Origin of the sequence: Marinomonas primoryensis, from assembly GCF_013372285.1 — a bacterium.
Classification (GTDB): domain Bacteria; phylum Pseudomonadota; class Gammaproteobacteria; order Pseudomonadales; family Marinomonadaceae; genus Marinomonas; species Marinomonas primoryensis.
In genome coordinates this window covers 1349437-1368759 of sequence record NZ_CP054301.1, presented here as the reverse complement: position 1 = coordinate 1368759, position 19323 = coordinate 1349437, and the positions used below count along the sequence as shown (strand labels likewise).

At 42.3% G+C, this 19323-nt stretch carries 17 protein-coding genes; 9 read left to right on the top strand and 8 right to left on the bottom strand.

Annotated features, from left to right (window positions below):
• The first annotated feature begins 151 nt into the window (after positions 1–151).
• From leuS to MP3633_RS06235, 6 genes are all read left to right on the top strand, one after another.
• Positions 152–2599, top strand: coding sequence for a leucine--tRNA ligase (leuS, locus tag MP3633_RS06260; RefSeq protein ID WP_176334905.1), 2448 nt, complete (start codon positions 152–154; stop codon positions 2597–2599).
• A 79-nt stretch (positions 2600–2678) separates the two neighbouring features.
• The gene (locus MP3633_RS06255) at positions 2679–3194 is read left to right on the top strand and encodes an LPS-assembly lipoprotein LptE (RefSeq protein ID WP_176334904.1); all 516 of its coding nucleotides are present in this window, start codon (positions 2679–2681) and stop codon (positions 3192–3194) included.
• Positions 3195–3219: 25 nt separating this feature from the next.
• A complete protein-coding gene (holA, locus tag MP3633_RS06250) occupies positions 3220–4251 on the top strand; it encodes a DNA polymerase III subunit delta (protein WP_176334903.1) in 1032 nt (343 codons plus the stop codon).
• Positions 4252–4294: 43 nt separating this feature from the next.
• Positions 4295–4951 (top strand): putative 2OG-Fe(II) oxygenase, encoded by a 657-nt coding sequence (locus MP3633_RS06245; protein ID WP_176334902.1) that lies wholly within the window; start codon positions 4295–4297, stop codon positions 4949–4951.
• A gap of 192 nt (positions 4952–5143) precedes the next feature.
• A complete protein-coding gene (locus MP3633_RS06240) occupies positions 5144–5752 on the top strand; it encodes a flavin reductase family protein (RefSeq protein WP_112139824.1) in 609 nt (202 codons plus the stop codon).
• Positions 5753–5779: 27 nt separating this feature from the next.
• On the top strand, positions 5780–8398 hold the full coding sequence (locus tag MP3633_RS06235; protein WP_176334901.1) for a cyclic nucleotide-binding domain-containing protein: 2619 nt from the start codon (positions 5780–5782) through the stop codon (positions 8396–8398).
• Positions 8399–8611: 213 nt separating this feature from the next.
• Here MP3633_RS06235 and MP3633_RS06230 read toward each other — a convergent pair whose 3' ends face one another.
• Positions 8612–9238 carry a LysE family translocator gene (locus MP3633_RS06230; RefSeq protein WP_112139827.1) on the bottom strand — a complete coding sequence of 209 codons (627 nt, stop codon included), beginning with the start codon at positions 9236–9238 and terminating at the stop codon, positions 8612–8614.
• A 366-nt stretch (positions 9239–9604) separates the two neighbouring features.
• Here MP3633_RS06230 and dapA point away from each other — a divergent pair, with 366 nt between their 5' ends.
• Entirely contained in the window at positions 9605–10477 is an 873-nt protein-coding gene (dapA, locus tag MP3633_RS06225; protein ID WP_176334900.1) for a 4-hydroxy-tetrahydrodipicolinate synthase, read from the top strand.
• 84 nt (positions 10478–10561) lie between these two features.
• Here the strand turns inward: dapA and MP3633_RS06220 are convergent, their stop codons facing one another.
• The gene (locus MP3633_RS06220; protein WP_112139831.1) at positions 10562–10804 is read right to left on the bottom strand and encodes a GlsB/YeaQ/YmgE family stress response membrane protein; all 243 of its coding nucleotides are present in this window, start codon (positions 10802–10804) and stop codon (positions 10562–10564) included.
• 240 nt (positions 10805–11044) lie between these two features.
• Here MP3633_RS06220 and MP3633_RS06215 point away from each other — a divergent pair, with 240 nt between their 5' ends.
• Positions 11045–11728, top strand: coding sequence for a P-loop NTPase family protein (locus tag MP3633_RS06215; protein WP_176334899.1), 684 nt, complete (start codon positions 11045–11047; stop codon positions 11726–11728).
• A gap of 71 nt (positions 11729–11799) precedes the next feature.
• On the opposite strand, the gene MP3633_RS06210 is transcribed toward MP3633_RS06215, so the two are convergent.
• Positions 11800–12162, bottom strand: a complete 363-nt coding sequence (locus MP3633_RS06210) for a VOC family protein (RefSeq protein WP_176334898.1) — start codon at positions 12160–12162, stop codon at positions 11800–11802.
• A 54-nt stretch (positions 12163–12216) separates the two neighbouring features.
• Positions 12217–13080: an isocitrate lyase/PEP mutase family protein gene (locus tag MP3633_RS06205; RefSeq protein ID WP_176334897.1), complete on the bottom strand. Its 864-nt coding sequence runs from the start codon at positions 13078–13080 to the stop codon at positions 12217–12219.
• Positions 13081–13390: 310 nt separating this feature from the next.
• Here MP3633_RS06205 and MP3633_RS06200 point away from each other — a divergent pair, with 310 nt between their 5' ends.
• On the top strand, positions 13391–14683 hold the full coding sequence (locus MP3633_RS06200) for a cation:proton antiporter (RefSeq protein ID WP_176334896.1): 1293 nt from the start codon (positions 13391–13393) through the stop codon (positions 14681–14683).
• An 83-nt stretch (positions 14684–14766) separates the two neighbouring features.
• On the opposite strand, the gene MP3633_RS06195 is transcribed toward MP3633_RS06200, so the two are convergent.
• From MP3633_RS06195 to MP3633_RS06180, 4 genes are all read right to left on the bottom strand, one after another.
• Entirely contained in the window at positions 14767–15414 is a 648-nt protein-coding gene (locus MP3633_RS06195; protein WP_176334895.1) for a hypothetical protein, read from the bottom strand.
• Positions 15415–15680: 266 nt separating this feature from the next.
• On the bottom strand, positions 15681–16280 hold the full coding sequence (locus MP3633_RS06190; protein WP_244959876.1) for a PqiC family protein: 600 nt from the start codon (positions 16278–16280) through the stop codon (positions 15681–15683).
• A 13-nt stretch (positions 16281–16293) separates the two neighbouring features.
• Positions 16294–17940, bottom strand: a complete 1647-nt coding sequence (gene pqiB / locus MP3633_RS06185; RefSeq protein WP_112139841.1) for an intermembrane transport protein PqiB — start codon at positions 17938–17940, stop codon at positions 16294–16296.
• Entirely contained in the window at positions 17937–19244 is a 1308-nt protein-coding gene (locus tag MP3633_RS06180) for a PqiA/YebS family transporter subunit (protein ID WP_176334894.1), read from the bottom strand. Before MP3633_RS06180 ends, pqiB begins: the two co-directional genes overlap by 4 nt.
• Between the last annotated feature and the right edge of the window lie 79 nt (positions 19245–19323).

Sequence of the window (19323 nt, the reverse complement as noted above, 5' to 3'; positions counted from 1 at the left end):
ATTAGAGCGCCATCTCTATAAAATAACGTATATTTTCAGACTCTGTTGACCATTTCACCATTATGTTGCGCTATGTCGCTATAATGCGTCTCTTTCTAAAAGAGAATACAGGTCTACTCACCTCTCGTCGATCATGGGATAAGTACACATCATGCAAGAACAATATAATCCGCAGAAAATTGAACAAGCGGCACAATCTTTTTGGGACGAAAATAAAGTCTTCAAAGCCGTCGCTGATACCAACAAAGAGAAGTTCTACTGCCTTTCTATGTTCCCATACCCAAGCGGTCGCCTGCACATGGGTCACGTTCGAAACTACACTATCGGCGATGTTATTTCTCGCTACCAGCGCATGCAGGGTAAAAACGTACTTCAACCTATGGGTTGGGATGCTTTTGGTCTACCGGCTGAAAACGCAGCTATCAAGCACAAAACAGCACCAGCCAAATGGACAACTGAAAACATCGCCTACATGAAAGGCCAGCTTAAAGAACTTGGTTTTGGCTATGATTGGGATCGTGAAATCGCAACCTGTACACCTGAGTACTATAAGTGGGAACAATGGTTCTTCACCCAATTAGTCGAAAAAGGCTTGGCGTATAAAAAAACCGCGGCGGTAAACTGGTGTCCTGAAGATCAAACGGTTCTAGCTAACGAACAAGTGGAAGACGGTGCTTGTTGGCGTTGTGGTACTACCGTAGAGAAAAAAGAAATCTCTCAGTGGTTCATTCGCATCACAGATTACGCAGAAGAGTTACTTAACGATCTAGATAAGCTAGACGACTGGCCAGAAAAAGTAAAAGCCATGCAACGTAACTGGATTGGTCGTTCTGAAGGGTTAGAGTTTAGCTTTGCCGTAGATGGAAAAGAAGAGCGCTTATCTGTTTACACCACACGCCCAGATACTATTATGGGGGTGACCTATGTTGCTGTTGCCACTCAACATCCTTTGTCGTTAGAAGCGTCTAAAAACAACGCCGAATTAGCCACTTTCATTGCTGAAAGTAAATTAATGTCGACTACAGAAGCTGACATGGCGACTGTTGAGAAAAAAGGCATCGACACTGGTTTTAAAGCCATCCACCCAATTACTGGCGATATTGTTCCTGTATTTGCTGCCAATTTTGTATTGATGGAATACGGCTCCGGCGCCGTTATGTCGGTTCCTGCTCACGACCAACGTGATTTCGAGTTCGCAAAAAAATACAACTTACCCATCAAGCAAGTCGTTAAGCCGGCTGGTGAAGAAGCGATTGATATAGAAATCGCAGCTTACACTGAAAAAGGCGTGTTATGTAATTCAGGTAAATTTGACGGCTTGGCTTTCAAAGAAGCTTTTGACGCCATTACAACGTGGATGACTGAGCATAAGCTTGGTGAAGTCAAAGTAAACTACCGACTACGTGATTGGGGCGTAAGTCGCCAACGTTACTGGGGGACGCCAATCCCAACCATTAATCTAAAAGATGGTTCTGTTGTGCCGGTTCCTGAAGATCAATTACCTGTAATACTCCCCACCGACGTCGTCATGGATGGTGTTAATTCACCCATCAAAAACAATCCTAACTTTTCGTCTGTTATGTTCAATGGCGAAGAAGCTGAGCGTGAAACGGATACCTTCGATACTTTCATGGAATCGTCTTGGTACTTCGCTCGTTACTGCTGTCCAGATTCGAAAGACGCTATGCTAACTGAGGAAGCAAATTACTGGCTTCCAGTCGACCAGTACGTTGGTGGTGTAGAGCACGCTATTCTTCACTTATTGTACTCGCGCTTTTTCCATAAATTGCTGCGTGACGCTGGTCTGGTGAACTCTGATGAGCCATTCAAGCGCCTATTAACACAAGGCATGGTTAACAAAGACGGCACCAAGATGTCGAAGTCAAAAGGCAACACGGTTGACCCGCAGCAAATGATTGAGAAGTACGGTGCCGATACGGTTCGTTTGTTCATAATGTTCAGCGCGCCGCCAGAACAATCTCTTGAATGGAACGATTCAGGTGTAGACGGCGCCTCTCGCTTCCTACGCCGTTTGTGGGCGTTATCTTATCGCCACATGAATGCGGGTAAAGTGGGTGAACTTAATATTGAAGCGCTTAATGGTACTCAAAAAACACTGCGTCGCAAAACTCACGAGACCATTCAGAAAGTAACTGACGACATCGAGCGTCGTCAAACCTTCAACACGGCGATTGCTGCGGTGATGGAGCTGTGCAACGATGTCAGCAAGTTCGAAGATCAATCTGAGCTTGGCTTAGCAGTAGAACAAGAAGCGCTAGAAGCAGCAACCTTGCTGCTATCGCCAATCGTACCTCACATTGCGCATCAGCTTTGGGCTGACCTTGGACACACAGGCAATGTTGTCAATACACCATGGCCAACACTAGATGAAGCGGCGTTAATAAAAGACGAGTTAACTATTGTGGTACAAGTGCTTGGTAAAAAACGTGCTGAGTTAACCGTTTCTGCCAGTGCAGACAGCAAAGCAATTGAAGCTGAAGCGTTAGCTCACCCTGGCGTTACTAAGTTCCTTGAAGGCAAAACAGTACGTAAAGTGATCGTCGTTCCTGGTCGCTTGGTAAATATTGTTGCTAACTAACGAAGCACAATAAGGGATGGCAGTGCCGTCCCTTATTGCCTTCTCAGCATTACTTCTCAACAAGATAGAGAGCGCGGATATGACAGCCACATTGACACAAACAACTCGCTTATTTTTATTAGCTCTGCTGACCATGAGTATTGTCGCTTGTGGCTTTCACTTACGTGGTGAAGTCAACATTCCTGCAAGACTTAAAACCTTAGTCGTTACTTCCGACAGCGGCTCAGATAGCTTTGACCAATCGCTGCGCATTGCACTAAAAAAAGCCGGTGTTGTCATTATAGATAAAACCAATGCGACGAAAGGCACATTAGAGCTCAAAATCAATCCAATCACCTCGTCTGATACAGAACTAGCGCGTAACTCATCCAATGACGTATCTCAAATTCAGCGCACTTTAAGCAGCCATTATTTTATTCGCCAAGCGGATGGAAAATCCCTCTTCGGCCCACGAACCGTCAACACGAATAAAACGCTTACCAATCAAGATGCCGAAGAAAGCGCTAAGCTGTCTTACAATACAGCTCAAACAGAAAGTATGAATGAAGACCTAGCAAATCAGCTCATTTATGACCTAAGTTATGCACCACTGTAACCCGCCTTGCGGTTAGGCCAATACAATGAAAATTAGAGTTGATCAACTAGAACAGCAGGTCAAAAAAAACCTCGTTCCTCTCTATATTATTTCTGGGGATGAGGTTTTATTGTGCCAAGAAGCCGCGGACACCGTACGTAAAGCCGCTCAATTACATAACATCGATGAACGTTTACGCTTTGTTGCTGACTCTCAATTTGATTGGCAAGACGTGATCAATGAAAACCAAAGTTTGTCTCTGTTTTCCACTCGCCGACTCTTCGATATTCAAATTGATAAAATGGGCGAGAAGCACAGTAAAGCATTAGCCCAACTTGGGCAGTCTCTTAGCGAAGACAATATCATTCTCCTGACCTTGCCTAAAATCGATGCCCGTACACAAAAAGCAAAGTGGTTCACTCAATTGGAATCACAAGGCGTCTTTGTTCAAATTTGGCCAATTGATGCCAATCGACTCCCTGCTTGGGTGCAGCAAAGAGCGCAAGCACTGGGCTTATCGCTGACTCGTGATGCCGCCAGTATTGTTTGTGAGCGCGGCGAGGGAAACCTTCTCGCCCTTTCCCAAGAACTTGAAAAACTGGCGCTACTGCATGGAAAAGACAGCCAAATCGATGCAGAGAAAGTCATAGAATCCGTGGCGGATAGCAGTCGTTATTCTATTTACGATTTAAGCGATCGCCTATTAATGGGCAAGACCAAGGATGCGATGCATTGCCTAAACCAATTAATGGGCGAAGGCGTGGAAGCCAGTATTGTTCTTTGGCTGTTTAACAGAGAAATTCAAACACTGAGCAGCCTATTACGAGCCATGCAGTCCACCAGCTTTAGACAAGCTTGCCAAGCCGAAAGAATCTGGGATAAACGCATTCCGTTTTACGAAAGCGCCATGTCACGCCACAACAAAGTCACTCTACCCTACATGCAAAATTATTTAGCGTTAATTGATAAAAGCATTAAAGGCTTAGAAGGGCCAAGCAGCGAGACAGGATTTCGAAACCTAGTCATGATGTTTTGTGGTTACAAACCGGTAGTAACCGAATTAGACATACCCGCTTAATGACTTATTCACGACCCAGCTAACTATTTTTGCAGGCCTACGCATGAGCAACGCCCCGATCATTGAAGAAATTAACGTATGGACAACGCCCCTCTACGTTACTCAAATGCCAGATCATGATTTTTTAAAAGACGCTTTATTAGCGGCTGTATATGAACAAAAATCTGCGCAAACGACTGCGATTGAAAGCAAAATTGCCCCCAAGGCGAAACACGCATTACATGAAAGTACGCTGGATTTTTTAGAACTGGCCGACGCTAATATAATGGAAGCCAAGCGCACACTAGAAGAGCTCATTTTAGAAATAGCGACGTCGGTAAATCAGGCCTTTTGGCCTGAAGATATGGAAGCTGATGCCCATATTATCGAGTCTTGGTATCACGTGACTCGAAAAGGTGGCTACCATGACGCCCACTCCCACCCGAATTGCTCGTGGTGCGGTATCTATTACTTAGACCCCGGCGACTCTGCGCAAGAAGACAATGGAGGCTTAAATCGCTTCTATGATCCAAGAGTAAATGCTGAACATTACGCAGACCCAGGCACGGCTTATCTTGGAGGGCATGGCGTATGGGACTTTGTTCCAACGGAAGGGCAAATTGTCATTTTTCCTTCTTATCTAAAACATTCCGCTTTGCCTTATTTTGGAGAAACAGACAGAGTGGTCATTGCTTTCAACAGCATAATAGAAGCTTACTAACCAATACCTTTCAGACTCAATCATTGTTTACGAGCTCGTTTCACTGATTAAACTGGCTCGCTCCCCCCTTTTCAAAATCAATATTTATTCTACTATTTACAATAAATTTCATAAGTTTCCACTCAAACGTTCACAAGAGATTGGTATTTGTAGTAATTTAACAAGTAATGTTTCATAACCTCGGGGAAGTCTATGCGTTTTCAGTTTGATCAACTAAGCGGCAATCAACGCTATCACCTGATCACTCAAACTATTACACCGCGCCCTATTGCTTGGGTCATGACCAAAAATGACAATGAGAGCTTTAATCTCGCGCCTTTTTCGTATTTTGCGCCCCTATCTTCTGACCCTGCTTTACTGGTCGTCTCTATCGGAAACAAGACAGATACAACAGCCAAAGATACGAAATACAACTTAATACGTGAAAAGGAATGTGTTTTGCATATTCCCAGTGGGGATCTTATACATGCAGTTAATGACAGTGCCGCTAATCTAGACTACGGAGAATCTGAGCTATCAAAAGCAAAGTTATCACTGCTGCCATTCGTTGATACCTTGCCACGTATTGCAGAAGCAAAGGTCGCACTACATTGTCGACTGTATGACATACATAAATTGGGCAAATCTTCTTTAGAAGCCTGCTACTTAGAAATACTCAGTGTACATATTGATGACGACATTATGAGTCAAAGCGAAGACCGCATTGTTATCGACAACAACAAATTAAACCCTCTCGCACGACTAGGTGGCAACGATTATGCACTGATAGGCGAGACGGTAACGATCAAACGCCCTAACTAGGGCAATACAGATTTGAGGCATACAAAGATGGACGTAACAAAACAGATTAACGCTTTCCCTTTTATGGTGGATGTCGATACAGAATTAACGTCATCCCTAACCGATCTCGCGTGTATTAAAAAATTGAAAGCGGGAGAAGTGCTAGCAAAGCAATTTGAAATTGGCCAGTGTATTTATTTCCTTTTAGAAGGTGAAATTGGTATTTCCGTACCATTACAAGAGACAGGAAAGTCCTATAGTGTAGGCCTAATCAATAACATACTGTCGCCTATTGGCTGGTCTGCTTTTCGACACCCTTCACGCTACGCCACAACCTTTACGGCTACGAAATCGTCTACATTACTCATGTGGCCCATTGTTGAATTACAAAAAATACTCGATGCAAACCTCCCCTTCGCTAATCAGTTTCTACAATTCGTTTATGAAGAGTCATTGCCGGTCCTCACTAATGTTCAAAACCAGACACGTCCTTTCTTTTCTAATGAATCTCTGGCATTTGAAGAAACTCGTCCGCTGATTAATTATGAAACACAGGCTCAAGCGCTAAAAGATGCAATTAGTTTGCTGAATTATGCGCCTTTTTGCGAAACATTTACGCAAGCAGAAATACACACTCTCGCTAAAAAATCGTCCATCTTACTGGCACATCAAGGCGATATACTTTGCCAACAGGATCAGCCTGCGGACGGTCTTTACTTGCTTATTAAAGGCAAAGTGGTAGTCAGTTATCAGACCGACTCTGGGGATATTATTACCACACGCTCCATCTCTCGCGCCGGTACGGTACTGGCTTGGACGACACAAAACACCACGCTAAAGAACCGTACATCGATCATTTCCTCTAGAGATAGCAGCATCTTATTTATCAGCCAAGATGATTTACTAGAAGTTTTCAATGAAAACCCTAAAATCTCGGTTAAATATTTATATCGACTCATTTGGTTAGTTGGCACTCATTTATTAGCGGCCAGAATGCGCTACCTGTCACAAATAGCCAATGATGAAGCACTCGCAGTCAGTAATGTGATAGAACAAAATGCGGCACTTTTACCTGTAAGCTCACCCCTTTATAAAGTAAATGAGTTGCTTAAAAGCGCCATCACAACCGACGAAGCATTTGGTGTTCTCTACAAATGTTTGCATTTCGGCTGCGTACTCGAACGAACTATTGCGGGTATGTGCTTAGATATTTTAAAAGACTTACAACGTGAAAATGCATTTTATCGTCACTTACAAAATGTCTACGACACCATAAACAGCTTACCTAAAGAAACGTCCGTATTGGACGCAAGACGCTTAGGCACAGAATTGTTTAAACAAGCTTTCCAGCAAGTACCTTATGTCATTAAAGGGCTAGAAAACTTACCTAAAAAAGCAGGCTCTCTGTTCATTTACAACCATCTATTAGGTTCTGCGACCAATCGTTTACCGAATGGTTTCCGTTTTTCTATGGACGCTCAATTTATTGGTTCCATGGTCATTGATAATGAATACGGTGTTTCTGGACAGCGAGTCATCCGTCGCAGTAAAGAAAGCGAGTTCTGGCGTGACGACTTCTATGGAAGGTTCGGTAATATATTTATCAATAGCTGGGAAGATCTTGCCACAGGTACCCCAGAGTACGATGACTTTATCAAACACTCTCAAGATACTTTACGCCAGAATTTCCCGTTGATGATTTCTCCAGAGGGAAAAAGCTTTGGCACTCACCAATCCCCCGGTGCATTTCTACCTCATGCCTTTGAACTAGCAGGTTCGATGGGCAGCGAAGAACCTTGGATCGTTCCTATTGTTGTGGCTAACTTTGATCAACGAGCTGACCATAATATTTATACCGTCATTATAAAACGAGCATTCAAACTCTCTAGCAGAGTGGATTACACGGATAAAAAAGCCTTAAATAAATTCTTAGCGGCTTATCAAGAAGAATACAAAGGCTATGTGAATGAAGCCGTTGAACTGTCTAGAGAAATACATCAATACCCGATATTCAGTGGTAAGAATGGCTATCGATCCAATGTCATGAGCTTAAATCAAATTGACGTAGAGTTTGAATCAGATGTACGAGAACTCGAATTCCATTTGGCCTATCAAGAATACAAAGAACAGCCTGTTGCTTTTTACGGTTCATCAACCATGCGTTTGTGGAGTGATTTTGCTCGGCATTTCCGCGATAAAGACGGAATCAACCTAGGTTTCGGTGGCGCCACACTAGAAGCTTGTGTTTACTATTTTGAGCGCATTATTTTGCCGCACAAACCACGCTCTTTGGTCATTTATGCAGGTGATAACGACATTGGTAACCACTGTGATAGCAACAAAGTAGTCGAACTGTATATTGAGTTACTACAAAAAATAGATCGCCATCTACCGGGCATCCCAGTGACCTTGATCAGTATAAAATGCAGTCCTGCTCGCATCAAAATGCGCAGCACAATCGAAAAAACCAATATTCAATTGGCTCGATTAGCAAAAACTCGACCTAACACTCAATATCTTGACTTGTTTTCCACGCTGCTAGACAAGCATGGGGAAATAAAAGAAAACCTATTTGAAGGTGATAAATTACACTTGAATCATAAAGCTTATGATCTTTGGACCAAGCAACTATTGGAAACGGAAGGTTTTATTTTTAATAAGGAGTAAATATTTTTTATAGCTCATTCAGAGTGTATAAAAAAATTATATCTAAAACTCAATGACGTTTATTAACATACAGCCTAGACGGCCTAGTTAGCACCGTAATGCTAAAAGGTCTAAACGTCATTGATAATATTCTTTTTTCTCACCCCAAAGACATACAGAATGGAAAATTGACAATCAACCTAGATGGGTAAAAAACGTTCACTTGAGCGTTTTTTACGATAGAAAGAAAGCACCTATGACAACTTTTAAGCCAAGCAACATTAATATTCCTCCCATACTTCTATCCACCCAAACAGTATGACGACGTAGCCAAGATAACACCGGACCACCTGCTAATAGCAGAGCGACAATAATATACCAACCACTGTCTATCACTACGACCGTCGCCCATAACTGGAATTTAATCAAAACATCCATATTAGTAGGGATCAGCTGACTAAATAAAGCTAAGAAAAACAAGGCAATTTTAGGATTCAAAACAGCAATCATTAAACCATCACGAGCAGAATCCCAATAAGAAGATCTAACTCCTTCTACATTAATTTCTTTTCCCTGCCCAGCATAACGCCATGCTTTCAGCCCTAACCAAGCAAGATACACTCCACCTAGAACGGTCAATACAGAGAATAGATCTTGATGTTTAGCCATCAATATCGCGAGCCCCTGCAAGGTTAGAAAAGCCCAGAAACCTATCCCTAAACCATGCGTGATGGCCGCCAATACGCCATGTAACGGCGACTGTGAGACAGACACTCGAAGAATAACAGCTAAGCTTGGTCCGGGGGAAATAGCCCCCATCACGCAAACGGCAACCAAAGAAAGCCAAGTGGTTAGATCCATATTTATCACTCAATTTAATATTATTGTTGACGTCGGAGCGACGTGAAATTATGCAGCTATATTATCGAATCTGGCACTAAAAAACGAACCTACCTTAGTAAAAAAAACAGTCAAATAAAAAACACTTATGTGTATTGACCTTTATGAAAAAAAAAGCCAGTATAAAAAATCAAACAAACACAGAATCTCTATTATCTTATGTATAACAGTGTCTTAAATAAACACAAAGGCGATAAACGTAAGGCTAAAAAGCTTTGCAACGCTGACGTCTGGAATTAAGATTCAAACAACTCCCCGGCAGCATTCTCGCTGACGGCTTATATCTCTCTTCAGCAGAATGTGTACCGGCCTAAATAAGGCAAAAATATGTTTTACGGCGCAATCACTGCATTAATCACTCCATTCCGTCATGGTCAACTAGACGAAGACGCTTTACGTAATATTGTTCGCTGGCAAATCGATAAAGGTATCAATGCTCTTGTTCCTGTTGGTACCACTGGAGAGTCTCCAACCTTAAGCGAAAATGAACACAAACGCGTGATTGAAATCACAGTACAAGAAACCAATAAAGCGGTTCCTGTTCTGGCTGGCGCGGGCTCAAACAACCCTGTTGAAGCGGTGAATTACTCTGAATACGCTTATCAAGCAGGTGCGGACGCTACTTTACATGTTGCGGGTTATTACAACCGTCCAAACCAAATTGGCCTCTACGAGCACTTCAAATACGTGCACGATAACAGCAAACTACCAATCATTCTTTACAACATCCCTCCACGTGCGGTTGTCGGTTTGGAAGTGGGTACACTGGCTCGACTTGCTGAATTGCCAAGAATCATCGGTGTCAAAGATGCGACAGGTGATTTAACTCGCCCTATTCGTGAACGCGCATTGATCAACAAACCGTTCAATTTTTTAAGCGGAGACGACATTACCGCGGTTGCTTATAATGTTGGTGGCGGCACCGGTTGCATTTCTGTCACATCGAACGTGGCACCAAGGCAGATTGTAGAGTTACAACGCCTATGCCGTGAAGGAAAATACGTCGAGGCAGCGCAACTGCAAGACAAACTGTTTGCCTTACAAAACGCCCTCTTCATAGAACCTAATCCCGCTGGACCAAAATACGCCATGTCGTTACTTGGTCTTTGCAGTGATGAATGCCGTTTGCCTATGGTGCCATTGCAAGACAGTACAAAAGCAACCATTCGCCGTGTTATGGAAGAACTAGAGTTAATCTAGTTTTGACCAAGATAGTAAAACTAAAAAAGCCTGCAAAAATTGCAGGCTTTTGAGTATAAAATAGAATTTCATTCGTGAATAAATTTAAGACGATTTAGCCAACCGAACCACATAAAGTAAAATAATCGCACCTACGGTTGCCGTGAGCAAAGACCCTAGAAAACTGCCCGAATACAAACCAAGAAGCTGAAAGGTAAACCCACCAACAAAAGAGCCTACTACCCCGATCACGATATTACCCACTAAACCAAAACCAGCCCCTTTTACGAACTGACCAGCTAACCAACCCGCTAACGCACCAATAACTAAAAAAGCGAAAATCTCCATAAAATAATCCTTATACTGTGCAATTTATAGTCTTCTAGACTATCACTGATTCATTTAACCTCACAACAAAGCCGCTCACTTCTGTGCAACACTGACCCATTAGTTCTTTTTCCCGCCACTTTTGATATGAAAATATCATGCTTTTTTACAGAATCTTGATACAGTGTCTTTTGTAGGAGAAGATTCTTTCAGAAAGCCCTTTTAAACACGGTTACGTTCAGTTTCGATGAGGAAATCTAGATGGGTAAGGTACATTTTGTAGGTGGTGAAAAAGGCGGTGTCGGAAAATCTATGACGGCCCGTGTCTTAGCTCAATTCTATATTGATAATGATCAGCCATTCTTAGGCTTTGACTGTGACAGCTCGCACAGTACCTTTTCGCGTTTTTACAGTGAGTTTGCCTCTCCCATTTTAATTGGTGAGGAAGACAGCTTGGACGGCATGCTAGCCGCCATTGAAGAATACCCTGATCGTGATTTGATCATTGATCTAGCAGCGCAAGCGGCGCAGCCATTAGGCAAGTGGATTGAAGAAACAGATGTATTTGGGTTGTTAGATGAAATGGGCTACCAAGTTTGTCTTTGGCATGTAATGGATGATGGTGCAGACTCTGTCGCTCTATTAGACGCTTTGCTAGAGCGTTATACTCAACCTTCCGTAGATTTTGTCGTGGTGCAAAACCTCGGCCGAGGCACAGATTTTTCTCGGTTTAAAAAATCAGATATTTATAAGAAAGCCGTTGACCGGGAAGCCTTGATCATTGAGTTGCCAAAACTGCAAAGTAAGTTAACACAAAAAATTGACTTTAATAACAGCAGCTTTTGGGCCGTCGCAAACGATAAAGGCATCATGAACATTGCTGAGCGTCAGCGTATGAAGGTCTGGCTACGTAATACTTATGAGCAATTAGCACAACTTGGTTAATTGCCATATTTTCAGGTAAAACAAACACAAAAAGGCCAACATCATGTTGGCCTTTTTACATACATACATACTTATTTTGAATCTTTGTATTTTCCACGAAGACCAATCAAATTACCAAATGGATCTTCTAGCTGGCACATACCTAAACCAAACTCTATAGCCATAGGACCACGATATAATCGAGCACCTAACGCTGCAAACCGATCTATTGCTTCTTCTAAAATCGGAACAGACCAATATAAAACTGTACCGAATTTCCCTGCACCAACTTTTGCATCAGATTGTATAATTTCTAAAGTAAATCCATCTATGTCTAACACGTTCAGACTAAATTCTTCTAGAAAAACACATTGCCCCTTAGGGAAGGCCTTCTTGTACCAATCTAGACCAATTTGCACATCTGGAACATGCACCAACAATGCTGCAGGTTTCATAATCAAATCCTAAAAATAATTTATAGATTCTGTTCTGAAAATGAGTTGAGCGAATTACTCTTGAACATCCATATATTTGTTCGCCCATACACGGTTTTCTTCTAATGTAGAGTAGCGAGTCGATAGTTCAGACGCATCTAACGTCCCCTCTGCGATACCACGTTGCTCACGCAAACAATCGTAAGTTGCTTTAATGGCTGCAAAATACGCGGCATGACCATTTACCACAATACGCACGCCATTTGCAGCAAGACGTTCTCTGTCTCGTAGCTCAGGATTATCATAAGCCACCAACATAACAGGAATAGTAATGTACTGTGTGATCTCTTCTAGATGCGCAAAGTCACGAATGCCAACCATACAAATACCGTCGACACCTACCGCTTGATAAGCTTTAACACGGACTATGGTTTCTTCAATCGTCAATTGACCGGCGTTGGTACGAGCAATAATACTCATAATAGGGTCGATACGTGCTTCTAAGGCGGCCTTTAACTTGCCGACGGCCTCTTCGACAGGAATTAAATCCGTCGATTTATGTCCGTATTTAGCAGGCAATAACGTATCTTCAATCGTCAACGCCGCCACACCAGCACGCTCAAGCTCTACGATAGTGCGCATAACATTTAATGCATTGCCGTAGCCGTGATCTGCATCGGCAATAATAGGTAAACGCGCAACACGACCAATTCTAGTCGCTTGCTCTGTAAACTCGCTTAGCGTGATCAGAGCAAAATCTGGCGCTGCCAATACCTGAAGCGATGCGACAGAGCCACCTAAAATACCCACTTCAAAGCCAAGATCTGCAGCAATACGAGCCGACATCGGATCAAATGTAGACGCAGTGTAATAACACTTATCACTTGCTAACAATGCTCGAAAATCATTGCGCAAATCATGCTGGGAAGGTGTTGCCATAAATCTACTCCTAAAAATGTCACTAAGTTTCATGTACTCTAATGGCGCGGTATTATACTCTCCTTGGGGGTTTTCTTCATTATATTCCAACCAATTGGTTAGGTTTTGTAACTTAATTACAAAAAAATAGCATGAAAAAATATCAATAAAAGCAAGATTTCTACTTTTTTACTTGTAAACACCTCAGGATCACTTTTTGTACAGTGAAAACAGTGACAGTAACAAACTCTAGGGATAACATACTGCCCCAGCATTCCCCCATGCACCCTTTTATGATTCTAATCTTATTGATAAATGTTAAGGCTCTCGAATGAACGCTTGGTACCTCATCTGTTTTCTATCGGCATTAGCTGTTTTCATCGCTTTTACCAACCAATATATCCTTAAAATGCAAACAACAATCGCCATCACCACAGGGTCGGTCGTCATCTCCTTACTACTGATTCTTGCGGTTAAAATGCTTGGCGATGAAACCGCATTATTCATTACCCAGGTGGTGGCTGGAATAGACTTTAATCAGCTGCTATTAAAAGGTATGTTAGGTTTTCTATTGTTTGCTGGTGCGTTAGAAATCGATCTCGCTGCGTTAAAACGCCAACGCTGGGAAATCACAATATTGGTTTTATTCTCCACTCTGGTTTCTACTTTTATTGTTGGCTATTTAAGCTTCTATCTGTTCGCTCTATTAAGCTTTCCTGTGCCTTTCATCTATTGCTTACTTTTCGGTGCATTGATCAGCCCTACCGACCCGATTGCTGTATTGGCGATCATTAAGCAGATGAGCGCACCGCAAGGTATTTCGATTCAAGTTGAAGGAGAGTCGCTCTTCAACGATGGTGTTGGTTTGGTTATTTTCACCACGATATTTGCCGTTGCTTTTTATGGCACAGAGGCCAGCTTCCAGGAAATTGCTGAGCTATTTTTAGTCGATGCGATTGGCGGTATCGTATTTGGTCTTGTCATCGCCGTTGTTGGTCACTTTGTCATCATCAACTGCAAGGACATAAATACGCGCTTACTTGTAACGCTGACCATTCCTTCTGCGGGTTTTGCTCTCGCCAATATCTGGGAAATTTCAGGTGCATTGGCCATGGTGACCAGCGGCATCCTTCTCGGTAATATTACTCGAGCGAAAGCCTCTAAAAGGCGCGGTCCAGATGGCACTCGTTATGTAAAAGACTTCTGGCATGCAACAGACAGCTTCTTAAATGCTTTGTTGTTCCTCATCATCGGTATGTTGATTGTTACCATGCCATTATCATGGGAACTCATTGGGTTAGGCTTAGTTATGGTCCCCGTGGTTCTTCTGGCTCGCTTTATTAGCGTTGGAACGCCTTATCTTGTTTTCAAACGCTACCGCCAATACGATAAGCATTCAGTGAAAATCTTAACATGGGGTGGTTTACGCGGCGGACTTGCTCTCGCAATGGCGGCGGCCATTCCAGCCAACCAAATTAAAATTGAAGGGTTAGATCTACATGACATTATGGTCATCATCACCTACGTTGTCGTTATCTTCTCAATCATAGTACAAGGGCTCACCATTTCTCCTTTGATACAAAAAAGCATCAAAGCCGCTGAAGAAAAAGCGAAACAACGCTAAACAATTACTCGTATACAAAGCAGAAAGGCCAACATCATGTTGGCCTTTCTTGTTTCAAATAACGCTCTTAATAAAAATGTTCTTTACTTTCGATTCACGGAAAAAATAGCGCCATCATCATAAAACTTAATGGTTTCGCGTACATTAAAAGGCGTTACTTCATCGGCATAATAAAAAGCTTCTTTGGCTTTTCCATTATAAATGTCTTTTCGTACGCCGCTTTTTCCATCATAGGCATGAGTACTACTTTGCACTTCAATCACATTCAGATTCACAGACACAACCACCATGGTGCCGTATTTATAAGTAGGATCTTCATTTTTAAAAATCTTTGAGAAATCCACCCCGTAAATATCGTTCACTCTAGGTTTTTCAAGGTAGGTTAACGATTTACTTTCTTGCTCAGCGTTAAAGTAATCAACGCTTAAAAAAATAAAAGGAACAATAACAGCCCATACTTCAATGGGTAAAAATAATAAGGTGTGAGCTGGTGACTTAGTCTTTTTTCCAGTTTCTGAATCAACATGAATAACACCATCACGATTATTAAATAGGCAGCCAATCACACCAACAAGAATCGCTACCGCAACCAATGCCATGACTTTCACCCATCGATTGTCGCTGTAAAAACCTTCCCCCATGAAATAATCAACGAAAAGTTGAACATCAGCAAAGGCTGCGAGAAAAATAGCAGGAACGACCCAACCTTTTCCTTTCCAAATTGCTAACATCGCCACACCTTATATAACTACATCGTCCAGACTTAATGCCTTCTAAAATATAAGGCAGCTTTAAATATAGTCCAAGACACACTATAGCGGTTTAAATAATATTTTTTCTATCGTGTCAATGAAGAGCAATACTGGTTTGGTGTCGCTTTACTTTAAGCGATATATCAACACAGACTAGTCTCTAAGGTCCGCTCTTAACTATATGAATGGAGCATATATAGACCATCGTTATACTTTGAAAGAGTTACAGAAAAGAACAGTAACTTTTATTTATTCAACGACTTAGCGATCTCTTTCGACATAGGGTCAATGACCTGATTAAACCAACTGGCTGACAATGCTTGCACCATGGTTGAATAACCATCTGATTGCAACTCGCCTGTTACATAGAACGTATTTGATAGTGACAACTCACCTGCCGCTGAAATGGTCTGCCAACGCCCAGAGATATGAATCATGCCATCTAAATCCGTATAGAAGTCATCCACTTCTATATTCAATAAGGCAATCGCATAAGAAGGCAATCGCTGACCTCCAAACCAAGTGATATCTGGTAACGTTTTTTCTAATCGTTGCTGAGTTAAACGCGTTAGCTGTGGAGACAATGACTCTGCCCACAAGTTATTCTGAGAACGATGCACTTCCCCTTGGCTTGTCACCAACACAATTTCATTACCCGCCAAATAATTGGCGACAACAATGGGCATCAACTGAACAGATGCCTCTTTAGTTGGTTGAACATGTGCTTTTTGCAAATCAGCATCCATTAATAAATATTCACGACTTGGCGAAACGGACGTAGCACAACCCGTTATTACCCAGCTCATCAATACAATCAAAAACATACGATACTGTATTATCATCATTTTCCCCCTTGAACTATCTCGCCGCTTTCGGCTGAACATCTAAACGTGGTTTACTATCAAAAATCAAAGTATTTGGATTTTCACGAAGTTGACGAAGTAAAGGTTGTAGCTCATTCAGCGCTCGACCTAATGACACCATATTCTCTCTTAATGGCCGGCCAATTTGCCCATTGGCCTGGTAACTTTCTAGCGTTAAATTCAACTCCGTCATCACTTCAGATAAATTCGCTGGTAATGCCTGAGTTTCGGACTGTTCTAACAGTTGCTTAACGCTTTTACTGACCGTTTGTAATTGGCGTAAGGTTTCATTTGCCTCACCCATTGTCTTTCCTAATTGCTCAAACGTTTCTTTAAGAGGAACATCCGCTAACTTATCAAGCACATTTGACACTTTACCCTCAATATTTGCTAAAGAATCTGGACCGGTAGGAAACACCTGATACCCGTCAAACTCTTTTAGTTTTATCGGCGGAGGATTGTCCATAAAGTCCAAACTAATCACTTTCGCTGCGTTGAGATAGTTACCAATCTCAAGCCTCGCTCTAAGCCCTTGAGCAATGCGGTAATCCAATAACTCTTGCCATTTTTGTAATGATTCGTCCCCCGACACTTTCCACGCATTCAAACGTTGCGGTTCAATACGAGCAAGCACAGGAATCACAGGCCTCTCATGAGACGTTAAAGTGTCCATCGATATTCCCGTAAAAGGAACGTCTAACACAGTACCGATCCTAACCCCTCGAAACTCGACATCCGCACCCGGAGCAAGCCCACTGACATTAGAATCAAACAAAAAAACATATTCGATGGTCTGATCATAAAGGTTATTATTCGCCTCTTCTTTTGAAGAAAACAAACGGAACGAGGTTAAATCTTGAACTGGTTTGCCTGACGCTCTGCCTTTACCCAACCCGAAAGAGATGCCACCCGATAAAAAAGTCTCTAACGAGTCTAATCTTACTTCAAAGCCTTGCACGGAGCTTTTAAAAGACAATCCTGGTGTAATCCAGAACTGAACAGCATCACTCACTAGAGCATCGTAAGGAGGCTTAACCACGACTCGATAAGTGATGGATCCTGAGTCTGTGTCGAAGCCCACTTCTTCAATATAACCAACCTCGTAGCCGCGAAAATGCACCAACGAACCGACATTAAGTTTAGCGCTGTCATCACTTTGCAGAAGAATTCGAACCCCTTCTTTTTTGGTTGACAGTGGTGGCTGACTTAACAAAGAAAACTCTGCACTCTCTTTACCCTGCTCGCCGGGTGACATATCAATATAAGCACCCGACAATAACGTCCCTAACCCACTCACTCCTTCTCTGCCTATCCGCGGTTTAACCACCCAAAACTTGGTGTCTTCACGTAACATTTTTTGCGTACCGTTATTCATACGCACCGTGATAATTGCATTGTCGTAGTCATTACTGAGACGTATGCCAATGACTTTTCCAACATCTACATTACGGGCTTTTAATTTAGTTTGACCCGCCTCTAGCCCTTCTGCATTCGGAGCGATTAATGTAATAACAGGGCCTTGGCTCGCCCAGTTTTGATAGAGCATCCAGCCGGCCACCATAATAGCAACAAGAGGCACTAACCAAATGGAGTTGAAGCGTACACGTCGAAGGTTTTCGACATTCTTGTTTTCTTCAATCACTCTTTTTTCTCCTGTGACGACGGCATTACTGAGCCCTCGTTTTTATCCCATAATAATCGTGGATCAAATACCATGGCGGCCAACATAGTTAAAATGATGACCGACGTAAAAGACAACACCGCCGGACCCGGTAAGATCGACATTAATTCCCCCATTTGTACCAAGCCCGTCAATACAGCCACGACAAAAATATCAATCATCGACCAGCGCCCCACAAGCTCTGTAATACGATACAAGCGTATTTTTTGCATCGTTTCTCGCTCTGTAGGGTAATAACATTGCCAACACAGCCAACTTAACGACAACATCTTAACCAAAGGTATCACCACGCTGGCTAAAAATATTACCAAAGCCACAGGGTACGAACCTAAAGACCACAATAGTAAAACGCCACCCATAATAGTTGAGGGCTCATTTCCACCTAAAAAGGTCGTCTGCATAATGGGAAAGACATTCGCGGGAATAAACATAATCACGGACGCAATAAGAAAGGCAATCGTGCCTGTTAAACTGTGTGGTCGACGACTATGAATCGAGTGACCGCAGCGACTGCAATGAAACGCAGTACCAAGCAAGGTTGCACCACAAAAATGACATCCAATTAGCTCTTGTTGTTTTGCGGTTATTGACTTTGCTAATGCTGACTTTTCCAACACGGGCGGTTTAACAATCAGATGATCTGGACCATGACCTGCCAATTGATTCCAAAACCAACGACGATCAACCAAGCTAATGGTTTTTAATAACAACAGCACATAAGCACAAAAGGCCCAAAACGACAGCCCTAACTCAATATCTGCCAAACTGTCCATTTTCACTAACGCAACCAAAGTACCGACCAAAAAGACATCAACCATCAACCACGGCTGAATAACAATTACCCAACGAGTGAAATAGCGCTTTATTGCCATGCTCACATGATGATTATCAAAGGACCATACTAGAAAAATGACGGCTAACAGGTAGGCAATAGGAAAGACAAACAGCGCCAAACTAATAATCGCACTTAATATCAAATAATCCTGATTGATCAACACACTAACAATATTGAATAAGGTGATACTTCGTTCAGCACCACTACTAGAAAAACCGAGAAAGGGAAAAGCCAAAGCGAAAGCGAGCATAAGAAGAGAAGAGCACCCCGTACCAAAAATTCGCCCTTTAACATGTTCATGAACACTTATTAAAACATGACCGCAACGTATGCATTTAAAACGTTCGCCACTTTTTAGCGGCGGTATACGATGAAGTAAATCGCACTCATCACAGGCCGTTACACTGTCATAAAACAATGGATAACTCATACCTTCCCAAAAATAAAAAACAAAAAACGTCTCCGTATATAACACGACATATATGACAAACCATCAAGCCATCTAAGAG